Here is a 17,461-nt window from a genome sequence, read left to right on the forward strand (position 1 = left end):
AGCAGGAAACACGGGGTTCAAAAATTGGCATTGAACATAGTGCACGCTGTTGAGTTCTCAAGGAACGGACGCACCCGAGTTCCAGCCTCACGGCCTGCCCTCAGGGCAACTTCCCTACTGTACCACGCACTCCCGCGGATCCCAGCCGGCCGAACCGACCGCATGTGTGATCCGGGACCCCGACCGCGTGGCCGTGAGTCCGAGGAGGAGTGGAATCGTCATCTTAGGCTTGAAGCAACCGAGTCGCAATGGAGCGCCTTCGAGGCTGTTTGGCTAAGACCGTTCCGCGGCATCCGGGGCGTTCGCTCCCGGCCGCTGCGGCGACGGGTATAACCATACGCAGCGCCGCCCCGGGATCACAAATCGGTCTCGGATCCCGCGCGTGTCGCGCCATCCGCTCGCCCGCGGCGGGCGCCGGCCCGCCCGGCCGAGCCCCCGATCAGGGGCGAGATCGCTCAGCCGAAGTGCTGCGGGTCGGGGCCGAGCCGACCGACGCGCTCGACCGCCGTGATGCGATCCATCTCGCTGTCGGAGAGCGCGAAGTCGAAGACGTCGAAGTTGTCCGCCATGCGCTCGCGCCGGTTCGACTTCGGGAAGACGATGAAGCCCCGCTGCAGGTGCCACCGGATGACCACCTGCGCCGGCGACTTCGAGTGGGCCGCTGCCGCGTCGACCACCTCGGGCAGTTCGAGCAGGGGGTACTTGCCCTGTCCGAGGGGACCCCACGACTCGATCGCGATGCCGTGCTCGGCGGCGAAGGCGGTCGTCTCGGGCTGCTGATGAGCCGGGTGGAGCTCGATCTGGTCGACAGCCGGCACGATGTCGGTCTCGTCGAGCAGTCGCCGCAGGTGCGGGACCATGAAGTTCGAGACGCCGACCGAGCGGGCGCGGCCCGACTCGCGGATCTGCTCGAGCGCACGCCACGACTCGACGTAGCGGTCCTGCGCGGGAACCGGCCAGTGGATCAGATACAGGTCGACGTACTCGAGGCCGAGGCGCTCCAGGCTTCCCTCGAAGGCGTCGAACGCCGATCGGGTTCCCTGGTCGTCGTTCCAGAGCTTGGTCGTCACGTACAGCTCCTCGCGCGGGAGGCCGGAGGCCGCGACCGCCCGACCGACGCCCTCCTCGTTGCCGTAGATGCGCGCGGTGTCGAGGTGTCGGTACCCGACCTCGAGCGCGTCGGCGACGATGCGCTCGGTCTCCGCCGGGTCGACCTTGAACACCCCGAAGCCGAGCTGGGGGATCGAGTGGCCGTCGTTCAGCTGCACGCGTGGAACCGGATTGGTCGAGATCTGGGTCATACGCACATGCAACACGGCTGCCGCGTGAATTCCATCCCCTGTTCGCCCGGCGCGAAGGCGGATGTCGCAGCCTCCCCGCCGTCCCCGCGGTGCGAGGGGTCATGCGCCATCCGTCGTTAGGATGGAGGGCTATGCCTGCGCCCGTCCCCGCCACGATCACGTACCCGGCCGACCTGCCGGTCAGCGGTCGACGCGACGACATCGCACGCGCCATCCGAGACCATCAGGTCGTCATCGTCGCGGGCGCGACCGGCTCGGGCAAGACGACCCAGCTGCCGAAGATCTGCCTCGAGCTGGGGCGCGAGTCGATCGCGCACACGCAGCCCAGGAGGATCGCGGCGCGGACCATCGCCGAGCGCGTCTCGGAGGAGCTCGGCGTCGAGCTCGGCGACCTCGTCGGCTACCAGGTGCGGTTCACCGATCGCGCGAGCGAGGCCACGCGCATCAAGGTGATGACCGACGGCATCCTGCTGAACGAGATCCACCGCGATCGCGACCTGCGCCGCTACGACACGATCATCATCGACGAGGCCCACGAGCGCAGCCTCAACATCGACTTCCTGCTCGGGTACCTGAAGCGCCTGCTCCCCCGCCGACCAGACCTGCGGGTCGTCATCACGAGTGCGACGATCGACCCCGAGAGCTTCGCGGCGCACTTCGCGGATGGCTCGGGCGAGCCGGCCCCGATCATCGAGGTGTCGGGCCGCACGTACCCGGTGGAGGTCCGCTATCGGCCGCTCGCGGCCGAGTCCGCCGGATCGGGCGGCGACGAGGCCGACGACGAGGGCGCGGCCGCCGAGGATCGCGACATCCAGCGCGGCATCCTCGACGCCCTCGACGAGCTGGGGCGCGAGGCGCCCGGCGACGTGCTCGTCTTCCTCTCCGGCGAGAGCGAGATCCGCGATGCCGAGGCGGCCGTGCGCGCGCACGCCGCGCGGCGCGGCGCGGCCGACGTGACCGAGGTGCTGCCGTTGTACGGGCGGCTGTCGTCGGCCGACCAGCACCGCGTGTTCGAGCCGTCGAAGGTCGCGGGGCTGCGGCGCCGGGTGGTGCTCGCCACGAACGTCGCCGAGACGAGCCTCACCGTTCCCGGCATCCGGTACGTCGTCGATGCGGGCACCGCACGCATCAGTCGCTACTCGGCCAGGTCGAAGGTGCAGCGACTCCCGATCGAGCCGATCTCGCAGGCGTCGGCGAACCAGCGGTCCGGGCGGTCGGGCCGGACGAGCGACGGCATCGCCATCCGCCTCTACTCGGAGGACGACTTCGAGAAGCGCTCGGAGTTCACCGACCCGGAGATCCTCCGCACGAACCTCGCGGCCGTCATCCTGCAGATGGCCTCGCTCGGGCTCGGCGCGGTCGAGGACTTCCCGTTCCTGACGCCGCCCGACGCGCGCGGCATCCGCGACGGCGTCGACCTGCTGCGCGAGCTCGGGGCGATCGACGAGGGTCTCGATACGCGCGCGGCTACGCCGCGTGCTACTCGACCACCGGACGTCGATCGCGGCCCGCAGCTCACCCGGATCGGGCGGCAGCTGGCGCGACTGCCGATCGAGCCGCGGTTCGCGCGCATGGTGCTCGAGTCGAAGGCGCAGGGCGTGAGCCGCGAGGTGCTCGCGATCGTCGCGGGGCTCACCATCCAGGACCCGCGCGAGCGCCCGCTCGAGCGTCGCGAGCAGGCCGACGAGATGCATCGGCGGTTCGTCGACCCGACGAGCGACTTCCTGACGCTCCTCAACCTCTGGAACCACCTCGAGGAGCAGCAGCGCGAGCTCTCGGGCAGCGCCTTCCGCCGCATGTGCCGCTCCGAACACCTCAACTACCTGCGCGTGCGCGAGTGGCAGGACCTCTATCGACAGCTCGTGCGGCTCGCGAAGCCGCTGGGGCTCCACGTGGCGACGGCGCCGGGTGCGCCGAACCCCGACGGCATCCACCGGTCGCTGCTGGCCGGGCTGCTCTCGCAGATCGGCATCCGCGACGACAGCCGCACCTCGAGCGGGCGCGGCGGGGCCGGCACCCAGCGCGAGGCCGAGCGTCGCGGCCGCCGCCAGACGCCCGAGTTCGCGGGCGCCCGCAACGCGCGCTTCGTGGTGTTCCCGGGCTCGGCCCTCGCGAAGAAGCCGCCGGCCGCGATCATGTCGGCCGAGCTCGTCGAGACGAGCCGCCTGTTCGCCCGCACCGCCGCGGCGATCGACCCGGCGTGGGCCGAGCAGCTCGCGGGCCCCCTCGCGAAGCGCTCGTACTCGTCGCCGCGCTGGGAGCGACGCCAGGGTTCGGCCGTCGCCGACGAGAAGGTGCTGCTGTTCGGCGTCCCGATCATCCCGAAGCGCCGCATCCAGCTGGCCCGGGTCGACGCCGCCCTCGCGCGCGAGCTGTTCATCCGGCATGCGCTCGTCGAGGAGGACTGGGACTGGAACCGGCTCGACACGCGGGTGTTCGCGTTCGTGCGTCGCAACCGCGAGCTTCGTCGCGAGCTCGGCGAGCTCGAGGAACGCACTCGTCGCCGCGACGTGCTCGCGGGCGACGAGGCCGTGGTCGCCTTCTACGATCAGCGACTGCCGGCGGATGCCACGGACGCGCGCGCGTTCGAGCGCTGGTGGCGTGGTGAGCACCGTGCGCATCCGGATCTCCTCACGATGACGCGGGCCGATCTCCTGGGCGATGACGAGGTCGAGACGAACGGCGGCCTGCCCGACCGGTGGCGGCAGGGCGATCAGACGCTCACGCTGCGGTACCGCTTCGAACCCGGCGCCGAGGACGACGGCGTGACCGTGCAGGTGCCGCTCGTGCTGCTGCCGCGCCTCGAGCCCGCCGGCTTCGACTGGCAGGTGCCGGGCTTCCGCGATGAGCTCATCACCGCGATGCTGCGGACGCTCCCGAAGGTGCTGCGCCGGCAGGTCGTGCCGGCCGCGGAGTGGGCGGCGAAGATCGCCGCCGAGCTGCCGGAGGGGCCCGAATCGGGCGAGTCGCGCCCGCCGTTCGCCGAGACCGTCGCCGGGATCGTCAAGCGCCTCACCTATGCGCCGGTCACGGCCGACGACTTCGACCTCGAGCGGGTCCCCCCGCACCTGCGCGTGACGTTCCGGGCGGTCGACGAACGCGGACGGACCGCGGGCGACGACAAGGACCTCGCCGCACTGCAGGCGCGCCTCGCCGAGCGGGCGGCCAGGGCCGTCGCCTCGACGTTCGCCGACGCACCCAGCGGTCGCCGGGGGCATGGCCGGGCGGATGCCGCGGGCTCGACGGACGGCGGCCGCGCGACGGGTACGGGAGCCCCAGCTCGCGACGACCGTGACCCGTCGCGTCGCGGCGCCCACGGCGGGGCGCCCGGTGGAACCGGTGCGTCGGGCCCGACCTTCGCCGAACGCACCGGCCTCACGACCTGGGACTGGGACGAGCTGCCGTCGCACGTCGACACCCGGCAGGCGGGCAACGTGGTGCGCGCCTATCCCGCGCTCGTCGACGAGGGCGCCTCGGTCGCACTGCGCCTGGTCGCGACCGAGGACGAGCGCGACCGTGAGTCGCGCCGCGGCATCCGCCGCCTGCTCATCATCGCGACGCCGACGCCGGTGGCGTACGTGCAGGAGCACCTGTCGAACCAGGAGAAGCTCGCGCTGGCCTCGAGCGCCTATGCGGGCCCGCGCGCACTGCTCGACGACTGCCTCGCGGCCGTCGTCGACGCCGAGCTGCGCGAGCGGCACGCGGACGGGCTCGTGCGCACGCGCGCCGAGTTCGAGGCCGCGCGCGACGCCGTGTCGGCGAACGTCGTGGATCGGATGTTCGAGACCGTGGGCCTCGTGTCGAGGATCCTCGTCGCAGCGCGGGACGCCGACCGGGCGATCTCGAAGGCCTCGAGCCTGCAGCTCATGTCGGCGCTCGCCGACGCCCGGTCGCAGCTCGAGGCGCTCGTGCCCTCCGGATTCGTGTCGGCCACGGGGCTCGATCGGCTGCGGCACCTTCCGCGTTACCTCGAGGCGATCACCGTCCGGGTGCGCCGCATGCAGGAGAACCCGGGGCGCGACCGGCAGGTCGTGACCGAGTTCGACCAGGCCCGGACGGCCTACGAGAAGGCGGGCGGCACGTTCCCGATCGCCGCCGAGGCCGATGCCCGGCTCGTGCGGGTCAGGTGGATGCTCGAGGAGCTCCGCGTCGGCCTCTTCGCGCAGGAACTGCGCACGGCCGAGACCGTCTCGGTCAAGCGCGTCGTCAAGGCGCTCACCGAGTGAGCGCGGCGAGCCGCTCGGCGTAGCCGGGTTCCAGCTCGTCGAACCGGGCGTCCCACCGGGCGCGGTCCTTCGGGGCGGCCGGGTCGGCGAGGTGCCAGGCGAGGCTCTCGAGGTAGGTGTGCCAGCCGGGCCCGTAGTCGGGCCGTGTGACGTGCTCGTGCTGGAGGCTGAGTCGGGTGCGCGCCCCCTCGGGCTCGAGGCGGACCGTGAGGAACGTCGGCGCCTCGCCGACCACGGTCCACGTCGTCGTGAAGCCGTTCGGCCGGTCGCACGAGACGACCTCGCCGTCGCAGTAGACCTCGCCGTCGCGCGTGAGCGCCTGCCAGTGCCCACCGAGCCGGAAGTCGCCGCGATACGCCGCCATCCAGCGCGCGAGGCGCTCGGGGGTGGTGATCGCCTCCCAGAGATCGTCGGGGTCGGTGTCGTAGACATCGTCGAACGAGAGCCGGAAGCCGGGCTCGTCGGCGTGGATCTCCCCGGTGACGGCCATCATGCGTCCTTCCGTCGGGCGCGCGCACCGCGCGCGATCTCGGTGTGCAGCGCGTCGAGTCGCTGCGGCCAGAGCCGCCGGTAGCGTTCGAGCTGTGCGCCGGCCTCGTCGAGACCGGCACGTTCGAGCGCGTAGATCCGGCGAGCGCCGTCGGCGCGGACGGTTGCGAATCCGTGCTCGCGCAGGATCCGCAGGTGCCGCGACACGGCCGGCTGCGTGATGCCGAACTCCCCCGCGACGACGTCGACCACCGATCCCGCCGGGCGCTCGCCGTCGGCGAGGAGGTCGAGGATGCGGCGGCGCACCGGGTCGCCCAGGACATCGAACGCGTGCACGGCCACATCCTATCATCCTGCTGTTATATACGGAAGGACTGATGCGATCGAGCCGCGCGGGCGGGCGGCATCCGCGTCGATAGGATCGAGCCACCGTGGCCGGCTACACAGATCTCCTCAGGACCAAGGGCGTCGCGCGCATCATCGCCGCCCAGCTGACCGCACGATTCCCCTCCGGCATGCTCTCGCTCGCGTTCCTGCTGCACGTCGAGCAGCAGACCGGCTCCTACGGCGCGGCCGGCCTCGTGCTCGCGGCCACCTCGATCGGGCAGGCGATCGCCGGACCGCTGACGAGTCGACTCATGGGCCGGTTCGGCATGCGACCCGTGCTCATCACGACGCTCGTCGTCTGCGTGGCCTCCGTCGTCGCCATCGGCGTGCTGCCGCTCACGGTGCCGCTCTACATGGCGATCGGCCTCGTGTGCGGGCTCTCGACGCCGCCGGTGCAGCCGGCCGTCCGCACGATCTACCCGAAGATGGTCAACTCCCGGCAGCTGACGCCGCTCTTCTCGCTCGACGCCTCCGCGCAGGAGATCATCTGGGTCGTCGGCCCGGTCGTCACGACGTTCGTCTCGACGCAGATCGGCACGGTGTGGGGCATCCTGCTCGCCGCGGCGCTCATGGTCGTCGGCGGAATCTGGTTCATCTCGTCGCCCGAACTGGGTCGCGTGCGCATCCCCCGCTCCAAGCGCGCGTTCGGCACGGTGCTCACGCGCCCGCCCGTCATGCTCGCGACGATCGTGGGCTTCCTCCTCATCGGCGCGTGCGCCGCGATCGAGGCCGGCGTGGTCGCGGCATTCGGCCACGACGGCGCCGAGGCCGGCATCGTGCTCGCGATCTTCTCGATCGGCAGCCTCGCGGGCGGGCTCGGCCTCGGGCACGTCCCGATCGGCCCGTGGTCGACGGCCCGCCGCATGTTCATCGTGTTCGCCGGCACGGCGCTCGCGGCCTTCTCGATGGACTTCTGGTGGCTCGCGCTCACGCTCTTCATCGCGGGCATCGGCATCGCGCCGGCGCTCGCGGTGCTCTTCGCGATCGTCTCGGCGAGCGTGAAGTTCTCCGACACCGCCGAGGCCTACGGATGGGTCGGCACGGGCCAGCTCATCGGCGCCGCGCTCGGCTCGGCGCTCGCGGGCTTCCTCATCGACGGCTTCGACGCGGTCGGCGCGTTCTGGGCGGCGACCGTGCTCGCCTTCCTCGGCTTCGTCGTCCCCGCGCTCGCGCGGCGATGGCACCCCGACCTGCGCGGCCGCGACGCGAGCCCGATCCCCGACACCGAACCGGTCACGATCACGCCGAGCTGACGGGCTCGACGCCGACGCGACCCAGAGACGAAAGGCGAACGGATGCCGCATCCGCCCCTCGCACCCATGATCCCCCTCGCCGACGGCCGCGCGATCCCGCAGGTCGGCTACGGCATGTACAAGGTGCCGGTGGCGGATGCCACGCGGCTCGCGCTCTCCGCGATCGAGCTCGGCTACCGCCACCTCGACACCGCGGCCCTCTACGGGAACGAGGCCGAGGCGGGCGCCGCCGTGCGCGAGTGCGGCCTGCCCCGCGAGGAGCTCTTCGTCACGAGCAAGGTGTGGAACGACGACCACGGCTACGACGAGACGCTCCGCGCGTTCGATGGGGCGATGGAGCGTTTCGGGCTCGACCGGCTCGACCTCTTCCTCATCCACTGGCCGGTGCCGTCGCGCGACCGGTACGTCGACACCTGGCGGGCGCTGGTGCGCCTCCGCGACGAGGGTCGCACCACCTCGATCGGCGTCTCGAACTTCCACGCGCACCACCTCGAGCGGATCATCGACGAGACCGGCGTCGCGCCCGTGGTGAACCAGGTCGAACTGCACCCGTGGCTGCCGCAGCGGGGGCTCCGGGCGTTCCACGAGCAGGCGGGCATCCGCACCGAGGCCTGGTCGCCGCTCGCGCGCGGGCGCCTGCTCGGCGACCCGGTGCTCGAGCCCATCGCCACGAAGCACGGCCGCTCGGTCGCGCAGGTCGTCCTCGCGTGGCACGTCGCGCAGGGCACGATCGTGATCCCGAAGGCCTCCAGCCCGGAGCGCATCGCCGAGAACCTCGACGTGTTCTCGTTCGAGCTCGACGACGCGGATGTCGCGGCCATCGCCACCCTCGAGTCCGGCGAGCGCACGGGCCGGGACCCCGATTCCGACTGACGAGGCGCGCGGGACGCGGCATCCGTCTCGGCCTGCACGCTCACAGCGGGCCGCAACCCGATCGTGACCCGACTTGCAGCCGGCATCCAGACATCGGATCCGGCCGCGGGGCTACGGTGACCGCATGGACAGCCGAGGAATCCGAATCGCAGGGCTCGTCGCCCTCTCCGCGCTCCTCCTCACGGGCTGCAGCATGGCCTCGGGAGGCTCCGACAGCGGCACGTCCGAGCCCGACATCGGAATGGAGGCGCCCGCCGACGGCGGCGGCGTCGCGCCGCGCGACGAGCAGCCGTTCACCGAGGACGAGCAGGCCGGCTCGATCGAGCAGGACCAGGACGTCATCACGACCGGCTGGATGGCGATCACCGTCGACGACCCCATCGACTCGGCCGCCGAGGTCGCCGCGCTGGTCGACGCCGCCGACGGACGCATCGACAGCCGCAACGAGACCCCCGGCACCGAGACCCAGCAGGCGCGGGCGACGCTCGTCGTGCGGATCCCCGCCGACCGCTTCGACGACGTGCTCGCCGATCTCAGGGAACTCGGCGAGGTCGACTCGGTCCAGCTCGACTCCACCGACGTGAGCCGGCAGCGGCGGGACCTCGACTCGCGGATCGAGTCGCTGCAGACCTCCGTCGATCGGCTGCGCTCGCTCCTCGCGGAGGCCGACGACGTCGGCGACCTCATCGCGATCGAGTCCGAGCTCACCACCCGTCAGTCGGAGCTCGACGCGCTCACGGCCCAACGCGACGCACTCGTCGATCAGGTCGACTACTCGACGCTCACGGTCGAGCTGCTGTCGGAGGGCCTCGCACCCGAGGCCGGCCCGAACGACTTCTGGAGCGGCATCGTCGCCGGATGGAACGCGCTGGTCGGGTTCGTGTCGGGCCTGCTCGTGGTGATCGGCGTCATGCTGCCGTGGCTCGCACTGCTCGCGGTGATCGCCGCGATCGTGGTCGGGATCATCGTGCTCGCGACCCGCGGCGGGCGCGGGTCGCGAGATGGTCACGGTGCCACGACGGCGGGGAGCGGAAGCGGGACCGCGACTCCCGCGAGCGCGAGCGGCCCGCCGGAGGCCGCCGACGCCCCGACGGGCACCGGAAGCGAGACCGACCGCCCGGCGTAGGCTGGCGCCGTGACCGCCGACACGACCCCGGAATCCCTGCTCGACGACGACCTGCTCACCCGGTTCCGCGAACGCGCCGCGGGTTACGATCGCGAGAACGCGTTCTTCGCCGAGGACCTCGCCGAGCTCGCGGACCTCGGCTACCTCGGGGCACTCGTGCCCGCCGGTCTCGGCGGCCTCGGCTGGAGCCTCGCCGACGTCGTGCGGGCGCAGTCGCGGCTCGCGACCGCGGCCCCGGCGACCGCCCTCGGCGTGAACATGCACCTGGTCTGGACCGGCGTCGCACGCGTGCTCCACGACCGCGGCGACGACGCCCTCGACTTCGTGCTGTCCGAGGCGGCCGCCGGCGAGGTCTTCGCCTTCGGCATCAGCGAGGCCGGGAACGACCTCATGCTGTTCGGCTCGGGCACCGTCGCCGATCCGCAGCCCGACGGGAGCGTCCGGTACACCGGCCGGAAGATCTTCACCTCGCTCTCGCCCGCGTGGACGCGGCTCGGGGTGCACGGGCTCGACACGGCGTCGGCCGACGGCCCGAAGCTCGTCTACGGCTTCATCGACCGCGAGGACCCCGACGTGCGGACCCTCGACGACTGGGACACGATCGGCATGCGCGCCACGCAGAGCCGCACCACCGTGCTCGACGGCGCGGCCGCGGCATCCGACCGGATCGTGCGCCGCCTCGACCCCGGTCCCAACCCGGACCCGTTCGTGTTCGCGATCTTCGCGTGCTTCGAGCTGTTCCTGAGCGCCGTCTACGCGGGGCTCGCCGAGCGGGCGCTGGTGCTCGCGGTCGACGCCGCACGCTCGCGCACCTCGGCTCGCACCGGCCTCCCCCGTTCCGAGGATCCCGCCGTGCGCCGACGTATCGCCGAGGCCGCGCTCGCACTCGACGCCGTCGCGCCCCAGCTCGTCGCGCTCGCGGACGACGTCGCCGACGGCACCGACCATGGCGCCTTCTGGTTCGCCAAGCTCTCGGGCGTGAAGGTGCGGACCGTGCAGACGGCGCGCGAGGTCGTCGACGCCGCCGTCCGGGTCGCCGGTGGCGCGACCTACTTCGCCGGGAACGAGCTCGGGCGCCTCCAGCGCGACGTGCTCGCCGGCGTCTTCCACCCCTCGAGCGACGATGCCGCGCTGAACACGATCGCGAACGCCTGGCTCGGACCGGTGCAGGACTGAGGGCCCCGCGCGGACCCCGTCCCATGGCTAGACTGGCGCCGCGGCGGTGCGCCGCGTCCGAAGGAGGTCCCTCGTGAGCATGTTCCCGTTCCTCATCGCCATGGCGCTGTTCGTGTTCGGAATGTGGGTGTTCAGCATCGCCGACGTGGTGGTCGGCTTCGAGGCACCCGTCTTCTTCGGCGGCATCGTGCTCGTGTCGCTCTCGCTCGCCATCCCGTTCAACGTCCTCGGCCGGCGCGAGTCCGGCGTCTGATGGGGCTGCCCGACACCGACACCATCGTCACCTATCCGGCGGGCGACCTGCGCGCCGAGGCCCGGGTCCTCGTCGTCGCACCGCACGGCGACCGCCTCGCCGTGATCACGGACCGGACGAGCATCCACCCCGTCGATGCCGCCTGGCCCGACCAGCCCGCCGACGCGGGCGTGCTCCGGGTCGGCGCTCGCGAGTACGCGATCCGCGATGCGGTGGTGGCCGCGACCGACGGCGGCGAACTGCACGTCGGCGCACTCCCCGTGCGTCCCGGCACGGAGGGCTGGTCCTTCCTCGTCGCGCACCTCCTCGACGCCGACGCCGACGTCCACGAGGACGACGAGGTCGAACTCGAGGCGGATGCCGCGACCCGTCGAGCGCTCTCGATCGGCCACACCGCGTGCCATGCGGCCTCGCTCGCCCTGAACCGCGCGCTCGCCGGCCGATGGTCGAAGGCTGCGCGCGAGGACGCCCTCGGCTCCCCCGACTTCGACGGCATCGCGATCGCATCGTCGCGGATCGAATCGTCGGGATCGATCGATCGCTACCGATTGAACAAGTCGTTGCGCCGGGCCGGATTCGACGCGACCGGGCTCGCCGACGGCCTCGACGAGCTCGCGGCATCCGTCGACGCGACGCTCGCTGAATGGGTCGGCGCCGACGCGAGGGTCCGCATCGAACGCGTGGGCGACGACCTCACCGACCGCCGCACGTGGGTGTGCGAGCTCCCGCACGCCTCCGCGCGGATCCCGTGCGGGGGAACGCACGTCGACTCACTCGACGAGCTGGGTGGGGTCCGCGTCTCGTTCGCCGTCGAGGACGACGGCGGCACGCCCGTGCTCGTGATGACGACGCGCGCCGCCGCATCCGCCTGAGCCGGCGCCGGCTCGGCGACGAGCCGTCGGCTCCCGAACCGAGGGCGCGCGCCTCGGAATCCTGAGCGTTCCTCGGACCGGACGTCGCCGGACGGGTCTAGCATGGCGGACGTGGGAATTCGCATCGAGAAGGTCGACCTGCCCGGGATCGGCTTCCGCCACGACCTCGTGACCGAGAGCGGTCGACGGATCAGCGTGGTGTCGCACCGGGACGGCGAGCGCGATCTCGGGGTCTTCGACGAAGACGACCCCGACGAGTGCCGCGACACCATTCCGCTGAGCGACGACGAGGCCGCAGCCCTCGCCGACGTCCTCGGCGCCTCCGTCATGCTCGCCCGGCTCACCAGCCTCTCCGACCTGACGACCGGGCTGTTCACCGAGCAGATCGCCCTGCCGACGGACTCGCCCTACCTGAACCACCCCCTCGGCGACACCAAGGCGCGCACCCGGACGCACTCGTCGATCGTGGCGATCATGCGCGACGGACAGGTGATCCCGTCGCCGACCCCCGCAGACATGCTGCGCGCCGGCGACGTGATCGTCGCCGTCGGAACGCGCGACGGACTCGACGGACTGGCCCGACTGCTCGCCAACGGCCCCGACTGACCCCGGGGGCCCGATGCACGAGACCACGCTGCTCCTCATCGAAGTCGGCGCGCTGCTCCTCGCCATGAGCCTCCTGGGGCGCCTCGCCATCCGCATCGGCCTCTCCCCGATCCCGTTCTACCTGCTGCTCGGACTCGCCTTCGGCAACGGTGGGCTGCTCCCCTTCGATGCGAGCGAGGAGTTCTTCGCCACCGGCGCCGAGATCGGCGTCATCCTGCTGCTCGCGCTCCTCGGCCTCGAGTACACCGCCGAGGAGCTCGTCATCGGCCTGCGCTCCTCGCGACGTGCAGGGATCCTCGATGCGCTGATGAACGCCCTGCCCGGCGCGGCGTTCGCACTCCTCCTCGGTTGGGGCCCCATCGCGGCCGTCGCCCTCGCGGGCGTCACCTGGGTCTCCTCATCGGGCGTCATCGCCAAGCTGCTGCGCGACCTCGGTCGGCTCTCCAACCGCGAGACGCCCGGGGTGCTCGCCATCCTCGTCATGGAGGACCTCGCCATGGCGTTCTACCTGCCGGTGCTGTCGGCGCTGGTCGTCGGGGCGAGCCTCGTCCAGGGCGCGATCGGCGTCGCGATCGCCGTCACGATCGTGATCGTCATCCTCTTCCTGGCGCTCCGCCACGGCCACGTGATCTCGCGCTTCTTCCCCGCAGAGCACGCGGAGCCGCTGCTGCTCGGGGTGCTCGGGCTCGTCATGCTCGTCGCCGGCCTCGCCGCGGAGGTGAGCGTCTCGGCCGCGGTCGGCGCCTTCCTCGTCGGCATCGCGCTCTCGGGTCGGGTGGCGGCGAACGCGAGCGCCGTGCTCACGCCCCTTCGAGACCTGTTCGCGGCGATCTTCTTCGTCTTCTTCGGGCTCGCGACCGACTCGGCGGCGATCCTCTCGATGCTGCTGCCGGCCGCGGGGCTCGCCGCCCTGACGATCCTCACCAAGCTCGTCTCGGGTGCGTACGCCGCCCGGCGCGCCGGAGTGGGCACGCTCGGCCAGTGGCGTGCGGGGCTCGTGCTCGCCCCGCGGGGCGAGTTCTCGATCGTCATCGCGGGGCTCGCGGTCGGCTCGGGCATCGAGCCCGCACTCGCTCCGCTCGCCACCGGCTACGTGCTGATCACGATCCTCGCGGGCAGCTTCCTGGCCCGGTTGCCGGATGCCGCGTGGTTCCGCACCGCCGTGCGACGGCGGTCCGCCGCGGGCCGCGCGGGGCTGTCCGCGGCGAAGCCGTAGGCGGCGCGTCAGGCGTCGGGAGCCGTAGGCGACCCCGGTCAGGCGCCGGGAGCCGCCGCGGTCGAGTCGGAGTCCCCCGCGCCATCCGCCTCGCCCGCGGCATCCGCCTCGCCCGCGGCATCCGCCTCATCGGCGGCGAGGAGTTCGCGCACGCGCGGGACGACCTCGGTCGCGTACAGCTCGATCGTGCGGAGCATCGCCTCGTGCGGCAGCGTGCCGTTGGAGTACTTGAGGTCGAAGCGCTGCGCGCCGAGCGCACGCATCGTCGCGGCGATCTTCTGCGCGACGGTGTCGGGCGAACCCGCGTAGAGCGCACCGTTCGGGCTCGCCTCGCCCTCGAAGTGCTCGCGCGTGACGGCACCCCAGCCGCGCTCGCGCCCGATGCGATTCATGATGACCTCGTAGTGCGGCCACAGCGTCTCGAGCGCCTGCTCGTCCGTGTCGGCGACGATGCCCGGGGAGTGCACCGCGATCGGCTGCGGCTCGTGGCCGAACTGCGCGAGTGCCTTCCGGTAGAGGTCGGCGAGCGGGGCGAATCGTGCCGGGCTGCCGCCGATGATGGCGAGCACCAGGGGCAGGCCGTACTGCGCGGCGCGCACGACGGACTCCGGGCTGCCGCCGACCCCGACCCACGTGCGCAGGCCGCCGTGCTCGACCTTCGGGAAGACCTCCTGGTCGGTCAGCGACGAGCGCAGCTTGCCGGTCCAGGTCACGGGCTCCTGCGGCAGCAGTGCCGAGAACAGGTTGAGCTTCTCCTCGAAGAGGTCCTGGTACTGGCTGAGGTCGTAGCCGAACAGCGGGAACGACTCGATGAAGGAGCCGCGGCCGAGGATGACCTCGGCTCGTCCGCCCGAGACCGCGTCGAGCGTCGCGAAGCGCTGGTAGACGCGCACGGGGTCGTCCGAGCTGAGGACCGTGACGGCGGAGCCGAGGTGGATGCGCTCGGTGCGGCCGGCGATGGCCGCGAGCACGACCTCGGGCGCCGAGATCGCGAACTCGTGCCGGTGGTGCTCGCCCACGCCGAAGAAGTCGAGGCCGAGGCGATCGGCGAGCTCGGCCTCCTCGACGACGTTGCGGAGGACCTGCGCCTGCGGCAGCGGCTCGCCGTCCGGACCGAGGGTCACGTCGCCGAAGGTGTCGAGTCCGAATTCGTGGTTGCGCGCCATCCGCTGCTCCCGTCGTGTGATCGATGCACGTGCATGCACCTGATCGGAACCCCGTCTGCTGAGAGACTATTCCGTGGGGCTCGGGGAATGCCCGCCCCGGCGGGCGCGTTCACGATGGAGACGGCGCCGGACGGCCGACATCTCGTCGGCGCGCCCCGCGTCCGGGCGGGAATGGAGGAGCGCGTGGCGGAACGACCGACGATCGGCATCTTCGGCGCCGGCAAGGTGGGCACCGCGCTCGCGCGCCTGCTCGTCGACGCGGGCTACGAGGTCGCGCTCACCGGCTCACCCCGTCAGACGGCGCTCGAGCTCCTCGTCTCGGTCGTCGCGCCAGGGGCCCGCGTGGCCGACGCCGACCGCCTCGCCGCGGACTCCGACGTGATCGTCGTCGCGGTGCCGTTCGGCAAGGCGCCGACCGTGCCGTGGAGCGCGTTCGACGGCAAGGTCGTGGTGGATGCCACGAACTACTGGCCACCGGTCGACGGGCACATCCCCGATGTCGACGCCGATGAGCGCACGACCAGCGAGATCCACGCGGCCCTGAACCCTTCGGCTCGCGTCGTGAAGTCCCTCAACCACCTCGGCTACCACGACATGGAGGACGCCCCCATGCCGTCGGGCTCGCCGCTCCGACGCGCGATCGCGGTCGTGGGCGACGACGCCGATGCGCGCGCGGCGGTCGCCTGCATCGTCGACGACCTCGGCTTCGATCCGGTCGACGGCGGCGTGCTCGCCAACGGTCGCGCGCTCGAGCCGGGCCATCCGGCCTTCGGGCGGGAGCTCTCGGCGCGGGAGCTCGCCCGCCTGCTCGAGGCCGAGCGCGCGGTCGCCGCCTGACGCGACAGCGCGGTGCCGCACGGCACCCTCAGGCCGAGACCGGCCCGTCGCTCTGCGGGTCGATCAGCGGTCGGGCCTGCGCGTCACCGTCGGATGCGTCACCGTCGGATGACTCGCGCTCGCGCTCGCGCCCGCGCTCGCGGCGAGTGCCGCCGAGGCGCTGCCGCAGGTCGACGAGCCCCACGACGAGCGCGACGACGAGGAGCGCCCCCACGGCCGCGATGCCGACCGCGTACGCCTGGTGGAACACGTCGATGCGGGACTCGGCACCCTGCTCGCGGTACACCGTCGAGTAGAACAGCGAGAGCGCGACGGCGGTGCCGATCGCCGTGCCGATGCGCTGACCGAGCTGCCCCACCGAGCCGGCGAGCCCGCCGCGTTGGATCGGGATGTCGGCGAGCGCGAGCACCTGGTTCGGCGCGATGACGAGCCCGCCGCCTGCGCCGCCGACCAGCATCACGGCGGCCATGAGCCACGGCGTGAGCTCGGGCGGCGTGGCCACGGCGACGAGCACGAGCAGGCCGAACCCGATGAGCAGCAGGACCAGACCCCCGACCACGAGCGGGCGCCCGACCCGGTTCACGAGCCGACCGCCGAGCCACGACGTGTACGCGCTCGTGAGCGCGAAGCCGATCGTCACCATGCCGGCGAAGACCGGCTCGAGCCCGAGCCCCTGCTGCAGGTACAGCGTCGTCAGCAGGAAGGACGCCGGCATCGCCGCGAAGTACACGGTCGCGAGCAGCGTGCCGTTCCGGTACGAGCGGAGCGAGAACAGGTCGAGGGGCACGAGCGGGGCGCGCCCGGATGCCGCGTACCGGCGCTCCCACCAGAGGAACGCGCCGAGCGCGACCGCGAAGACGACGAGCGTCCACCACCGCGCCGGGTCGTCGTCGGGCGAACCCGTGGTGAGCAGGAACGGCCACATGAGCGACGCGACGACGACGCCGAAGATGACGACCCCGATCGGATCGAGCGAGATGCGCCGCGCGTCGCCCGGCGGGCGTCCCGGCAGCAGGCGCGCGGCGAACGCGATGGCGATGAGCGCGAGGGGCACGTTCATCCAGAAGATCCCGCGCCATCCGTCGTCGGGCCCGCCGATCGCGATCGCGAGACCGCCGAGTGTGGGGCCGAACGCCGTCGCGATGCCGATCGTCGCGCCGAAGAGGCCGAACGCCGCCCCGCGCTCCGCGCCCTGGAAGAGCTGCTGCACCATGCCGAGCACCTGCGGCATCTGGATGCCGGCGGCCACGCCCTGCAGCAGGCGGCCGACGAGCAGCACGGGCGCACTCGGCGCGATCGCGCAGACGAGGCTCGTGGCCGCGAACAGGCTGAGGCCGACGATGAACATCGTCTTCCGCGAACCCTGGTCGCCGAGTCGCCCGGCCGGCACGAGCGTGAGCCCGAACGCGAGCACGAAGCCCGAGACGAGCAGGCCGAGCTCGGTCGGCCCGGCACCGAGCGCGTCCTCGATCGACGGCAGCGCGACGTTGACCTTGGTCAGGTCCATGATCGTCAGTGCTGCGACGCCGACGCACACCCAGTAGGCGCGCCAGCGGTGATCGTTCGCCTCGCGAACGGGAGGCACCGGGGGTTGCGACATCCGCTCCAGCCTACGCCCGGACGTCGGCTGCGCCGGCCTCGGGCCTGCCGTCGCCGACCGACCTCCGGGATCGGGTGCGG

Annotated in this window: 15 protein-coding genes; 10 read left to right on the forward strand and 5 right to left on the reverse strand. The window is 72.3% G+C overall.

Annotated features, from left to right (window positions below):
* Window positions 1-455: 455 nt before the first annotated feature.
* Window positions 456-1,301, reverse strand: a complete 846-nt coding sequence (locus tag ACIQH8_RS05300; RefSeq protein WP_400995753.1) for an aldo/keto reductase — start codon at window positions 1,299-1,301, stop codon at window positions 456-458.
* Window positions 1,302-1,432: 131 nt separating this feature from the next.
* Here ACIQH8_RS05300 and hrpA point away from each other — a divergent pair, with 131 nt between their 5' ends.
* Window positions 1,433-5,527, forward strand: a complete 4,095-nt coding sequence (hrpA, locus tag ACIQH8_RS05305; RefSeq protein ID WP_400995755.1) for an ATP-dependent RNA helicase HrpA — start codon at window positions 1,433-1,435, stop codon at window positions 5,525-5,527.
* Here the strand turns inward: hrpA and ACIQH8_RS05310 are convergent.
* Together ACIQH8_RS05310 and ACIQH8_RS05315 are read right to left on the reverse strand one after the other, a co-directional pair.
* On the reverse strand, window positions 5,517-6,020 hold the full coding sequence (locus ACIQH8_RS05310) for an SRPBCC domain-containing protein (RefSeq protein WP_400995757.1): 504 nt from the start codon (window positions 6,018-6,020) through the stop codon (window positions 5,517-5,519). The two genes, hrpA and ACIQH8_RS05310, sit on opposite strands and share 11 nt — an antisense overlap.
* Window positions 6,017-6,352 (reverse strand): ArsR/SmtB family transcription factor, encoded by a 336-nt coding sequence (locus ACIQH8_RS05315; protein WP_400995759.1) that lies wholly within the window; start codon window positions 6,350-6,352, stop codon window positions 6,017-6,019. The genes ACIQH8_RS05310 and ACIQH8_RS05315 overlap by 4 nt, the downstream gene beginning before the upstream one ends.
* A 95-nt stretch (window positions 6,353-6,447) precedes the next feature.
* Between ACIQH8_RS05315 and ACIQH8_RS05320 the strand changes: the two genes are divergently transcribed.
* The 8 genes from ACIQH8_RS05320 (at window position 6,448) to ACIQH8_RS05355 (ending at window position 13,778) form a co-directional block, all read left to right on the forward strand.
* A complete protein-coding gene (locus tag ACIQH8_RS05320; protein WP_400995761.1) occupies window positions 6,448-7,656 on the forward strand; it encodes an MFS transporter in 1,209 nt (402 codons plus the stop codon).
* Window positions 7,657-7,698: 42 nt separating this feature from the next.
* The gene (locus ACIQH8_RS05325; protein ID WP_400995763.1) at window positions 7,699-8,529 is read left to right on the forward strand and encodes an aldo/keto reductase; all 831 of its coding nucleotides are present in this window, start codon (window positions 7,699-7,701) and stop codon (window positions 8,527-8,529) included.
* 124 nt (window positions 8,530-8,653) lie between these two features.
* A complete protein-coding gene (locus tag ACIQH8_RS05330) occupies window positions 8,654-9,655 on the forward strand; it encodes a DUF4349 domain-containing protein (protein WP_400995765.1) in 1,002 nt (333 codons plus the stop codon).
* Between the two features lie 9 nt (window positions 9,656-9,664).
* Complete coding sequence (locus tag ACIQH8_RS05335) at window positions 9,665-10,831, forward strand: acyl-CoA dehydrogenase family protein (protein ID WP_400995768.1); 1,167 nt, start codon at window positions 9,665-9,667, stop codon at window positions 10,829-10,831.
* A 73-nt stretch (window positions 10,832-10,904) separates the two neighbouring features.
* Complete coding sequence (locus ACIQH8_RS05340) at window positions 10,905-11,084, forward strand: hypothetical protein (protein ID WP_400995769.1); 180 nt, start codon at window positions 10,905-10,907, stop codon at window positions 11,082-11,084.
* Window positions 11,084-11,956, forward strand: coding sequence for a metal-dependent hydrolase (locus ACIQH8_RS05345; RefSeq protein WP_400995772.1), 873 nt, complete (start codon window positions 11,084-11,086; stop codon window positions 11,954-11,956). Before ACIQH8_RS05340 ends, ACIQH8_RS05345 begins: the two co-directional genes overlap by 1 nt.
* Before the next feature lie 111 nt (window positions 11,957-12,067).
* Complete coding sequence (locus ACIQH8_RS05350) at window positions 12,068-12,562, forward strand: cation:proton antiporter regulatory subunit (protein ID WP_400995775.1); 495 nt, start codon at window positions 12,068-12,070, stop codon at window positions 12,560-12,562.
* Between the two features lie 13 nt (window positions 12,563-12,575).
* Window positions 12,576-13,778, forward strand: a complete 1,203-nt coding sequence (locus tag ACIQH8_RS05355; RefSeq protein WP_400995777.1) for a cation:proton antiporter — start codon at window positions 12,576-12,578, stop codon at window positions 13,776-13,778.
* A gap of 38 nt (window positions 13,779-13,816) precedes the next feature.
* On the opposite strand, the gene ACIQH8_RS05360 is transcribed toward ACIQH8_RS05355, so the two are convergent.
* On the reverse strand, window positions 13,817-14,944 hold the full coding sequence (locus ACIQH8_RS05360; RefSeq protein WP_400995779.1) for an LLM class flavin-dependent oxidoreductase: 1,128 nt from the start codon (window positions 14,942-14,944) through the stop codon (window positions 13,817-13,819).
* A 183-nt stretch (window positions 14,945-15,127) separates the two neighbouring features.
* On the opposite strand from ACIQH8_RS05360, the gene ACIQH8_RS05365 reads away from it, so the two are divergent.
* On the forward strand, window positions 15,128-15,781 hold the full coding sequence (locus ACIQH8_RS05365; protein WP_400995781.1) for an NADPH-dependent F420 reductase: 654 nt from the start codon (window positions 15,128-15,130) through the stop codon (window positions 15,779-15,781).
* 28 nt (window positions 15,782-15,809) lie between these two features.
* Here the strand turns inward: ACIQH8_RS05365 and ACIQH8_RS05370 are convergent, their stop codons facing one another.
* A complete protein-coding gene (locus ACIQH8_RS05370) occupies window positions 15,810-17,381 on the reverse strand; it encodes an MFS transporter (protein ID WP_400995783.1) in 1,572 nt (523 codons plus the stop codon).
* Window positions 17,382-17,461 lie beyond the last annotated feature (80 nt).

This window comes from Agromyces sp. GXQ0307, assembly GCF_044769845.1.
Classification (GTDB): domain Bacteria; phylum Actinomycetota; class Actinomycetes; order Actinomycetales; family Microbacteriaceae; genus Agromyces.